Raw genomic sequence first — 3,438 nt, 5'->3', positions numbered from 1 at the left:
GTTTTTTCGGTTGTTGTTTGAGAACTGTATAGTGGATGCGAGCATCTTTGTGGCCAAGTTATGTAGGGCACATGGTGGATGCCTTGGTACCAGGGGCCGATGAAGGACGTGGGAGGCTGCGAAATGCCTCGGGGAGCTGTCAACCGAGCTGTGATCCGAGGATGTCCGAATGGGGAAACCCGGCCCGAGTGATGTCGGGTCACCTGCACCTGAATGTATAGGGTGTTGGGAGGGAACGCGGGGAAGTGAAACATCTCAGTACCCGTAGGAAGAGAAAACACTAGTGATTCCGTGAGTAGTGGCGAGCGAAAGCGGAGGAGGCTAAACCGGGCGCGTGGGATACCTGACAGGGGTTGCGTGTTCGGGGTTGTGGGGCTTGTCTGGAGGCGGCTGTCACCGTTTCAGCGTGGTCGTGTGTGTTAGTTGAACAGGTTGGGATGCCTGGCCGGAGTGGGTGAGAGTCCCGTAGGCGAAAGCACATGCGGTACGTGTGGATTTGTTCCCGAGTAGCAGCGTTTCCGTGGAGGGCGCTGTGAATCTGGCGGGACCACTCGCTAAGCCTAAATACTGCCTGGTGACCGATAGTGGATAGTACCGTGAGGGAATGGTGAAAAGTACCCCGGGAGGGGAGTGAAATAGTTCCTGAAACCATGTGCCTGCAATCCGTCAGAGCATGATCTTTGGGTTGTGTGATGGCGTGCCTTTTGAAGAATGAGCCTGCGAGTTGCTGCTGCGTGGCGAGGTTAACCTGTTGTGGGGTAGCCGGAGCGAAAGCGAGTCTGAAGAGGGCGTGGAGTCGCGTGGTGCAGACCCGAAGCGGAGTGATCTACCCATGGCCAGGGTGAAGCGCGGGTAAGACCGTGTGGAGGCCCGAACCCACCAGGGTTGAAAACCTGGGGGATGAGTTGTGGGTAGGGGTGAAAGGCCAATCAAACTTCGTGATAGCTGGTTCTCCCCGAAATGCATTTAGGTGCAGCGTCGTGTGTTTCCTGGGTGGGGTAGAGCACTGGTTGGTTGATGGGCCTTATGGGTTACTGACGTCAGCTAAACTCCGAATACGCCTGGGTAGAGCGCGGCAGTGAGACGGTGGGGGAGAAGCTTCATCGTCGAGAGGGAAACAGCCCAGAACACCGGCTAAGGCCCCTAAGTGTGCGCTCAGTGGGAAAGGATGTGGGATTGCCCAGACAACCAGGAGGTTGGCTTAGAAGCAGCCACCCTTGAAAGAGTGCGTAATAGCTCACTGGTCAAGTGGTCCTGCGCCGACAATGTAGCGGGGCTGAAGTGCACCGCCGAAGCCGTGTCAATGAGTCCTTGTGGCTTGTTGGGTAGGGGAGCGTCCTGCATGCGGTGAAGCATCCGGGTAACCGTGGTGTGGAGTGTGTGGGAGTGAGAATGCAGGCATGAGTAGCGAGAGCAGAGTGAGAATCTCTGCCGCCGATTGACTAAGGGTTCCTGGGGCAGGTTCGTCCGCCCAGGGTGAGTCGGGGCCTAAGGCGAGGCCGACAGGCGTAGTCGATGGAGAACGGGTTGATATTCCCGTACCCGTGTACACGCGCCCATGGCGAAACGGTTGAGACTAACCATCCGCGAGCATGATGGCTCTTCGGAGTTGTTGTGTGAGTGCATGGGACCTGATTCTGCGGTAGTCAAGTGATGGGGTGACGTAGTGGGGTAGCTGTGCCAGTGAGTGGTAGTACTGGTGTAAGCCTGTAGCCTGCCGTCTAGGTAAATCCGGGCGGTGTGAAGGGTGAGAGGTGATGCGTAGCCGTTGTGGTGAAGTCAGTGATCCCGTGCTACCGAGAAAAGCCTCTAGCGATGTGTGTGCATGGCCCGTACCCGAAACCGACACAGGTGGTCAGGTAGAGTATACCGAGGCGGTCGGGTGAACTGTGGTTAAGGAATTCGGCAAATTGCCCCCGTAACTTCGGGAGAAGGGGGGCCATTGCTGGTGAAGGGATTTTCTCCTGGAGCTGGTGGTGGCCGCAGAGGCCAGGGAGAAGCGACTGTTTACTAAAAACACAGGTCCGTGCGAAGTCGTAAGACGAGGTATACGGACTGACGCCTGCCCGGTGCTGGAACGTTAAGAGGACCTGTTAGCACATCTTTGGTGTGTGAAGCGGAGAATTTAAGCGCCAGTAAACGGCGGTGGTAACTATAACCATCCTAAGGTAGCGAAATTCCTTGTCGGGTAAGTTCCGACCTGCACGAATGGCGTAACGACTTCTCCGCTGTCTCGACCACAGGCCCGGTGAAATTGCAGTACGAGTAAAGATGCTCGTTTCGCGCGGCAGGACGGAAAGACCCCGGGACCTTTACTATAGCTTGGTATTGGTGTTCGGTGCGGCTTGTGTAGGATAGGTGGGAGACTGTGAAGCGTTCACGCTAGTGGGTGTGGAGTCGTTGTTGAAATACCACTCTGGTCGTTCTGAGCATCTGAACCTCGGACCCTGATCGGGTTCAGGGACAGTGCCTGGTGGGTAGTTTAACTGGGGCGGTTGCCTCCCAAAGGGTAACGGAGGCGCCCAAAGGTTCCCTCAGCCTGGTTGGTCATCAGGTGTTGAGTGTAAGTGTATAAGGGAGCTTGACTGTGAGACTGACAGGTCGAGCAGGTGCGAAAGCAGGGACTAGTGATCCGGCACTGGCTGGTGGAAGCGGTGTCGCTCAACGGATAAAAGGTACCCCGGGGATAACAGGCTGATCTTGCCCAAGAGTCCATATCGACGGCATGGTTTGGCACCTCGATGTCGGCTCGTCGCATCCTGGGGCTGGAGTTGGTCCCAAGGGTTGGGCTGTTCGCCCATTAAAGCGGCACGCGAGCTGGGTTTAGAACGTCGTGAGACAGTTCGGTCCCTATCCGCCGCGCGCGTAGGAGATGTGAGGAAGGCTGTCCCTAGTACGAGAGGACCGGGACGGACGGACCTCTGGTGTGCCAGTTGTTCCGCCAGGTGCATGGCTGGTTGGCTACGTTCGGGAGGGATAACCGCTGAAAGCATCTAAGCGGGAAGCCTGTTCCAAGATGACGTCTCCCACCCCTTTGTGGGTTAAGGCCTCCTAGAGATGATGGGGTTGATAGGCTCGGCATGGAAGCACAGTAATGTGTGGAGTGGACGGGTACTAATAGGCCGAGGACTTGTTCACAAAGATTGCTACGCATCCACTATACGGTGTCTGAGGCAGCAACCATGGGGTTGTTGAATTGGATAGAGACTTCACACTGCACTGCCCTGGTTGGGGGTGGGTGTTGGTGTGGTTGGATTTGTCGGTGGTTTTAGCGGAGCGGGGAACGCCCGGTCCCATTCCGAACCCGGAAGCTAAGCCCTCCAGCGCCGATGGTACTGCACTCGATAGGGTGTGGGAGAGTAGGACACCGCCGACAATACTCATGAGGGGAACGCCCCGGAACCTGGTTCCGGGGCGTTCCTGCATTTCCAAGGCCTG

2 rRNA genes are annotated in these 3,438 nt (G+C 56.8%); both read left to right on the top strand.

The features are described from left to right. The first annotated feature begins 51 nt into the window (after positions 1 to 51). A 23S ribosomal RNA gene (locus tag ABZ805_RS29125) occupies positions 52 to 3,138 on the top strand. Positions 3,139 to 3,258: 120 nt separating this feature from the next. After that, positions 3,259 to 3,376 (top strand): 5S ribosomal RNA (gene rrf, locus ABZ805_RS29120). The last annotated feature ends 62 nt before the right edge of the window (positions 3,377 to 3,438 follow it).

This window comes from Saccharopolyspora sp. NPDC047091 (assembly GCF_040643635.1).
Taxonomy (GTDB): Bacteria; Actinomycetota; Actinomycetes; order Mycobacteriales; family Pseudonocardiaceae; genus Saccharopolyspora_C.
Note: the sequence above shows the minus strand (reverse complement) of the source record. Positions and strands in the feature narration are given on the sequence as shown.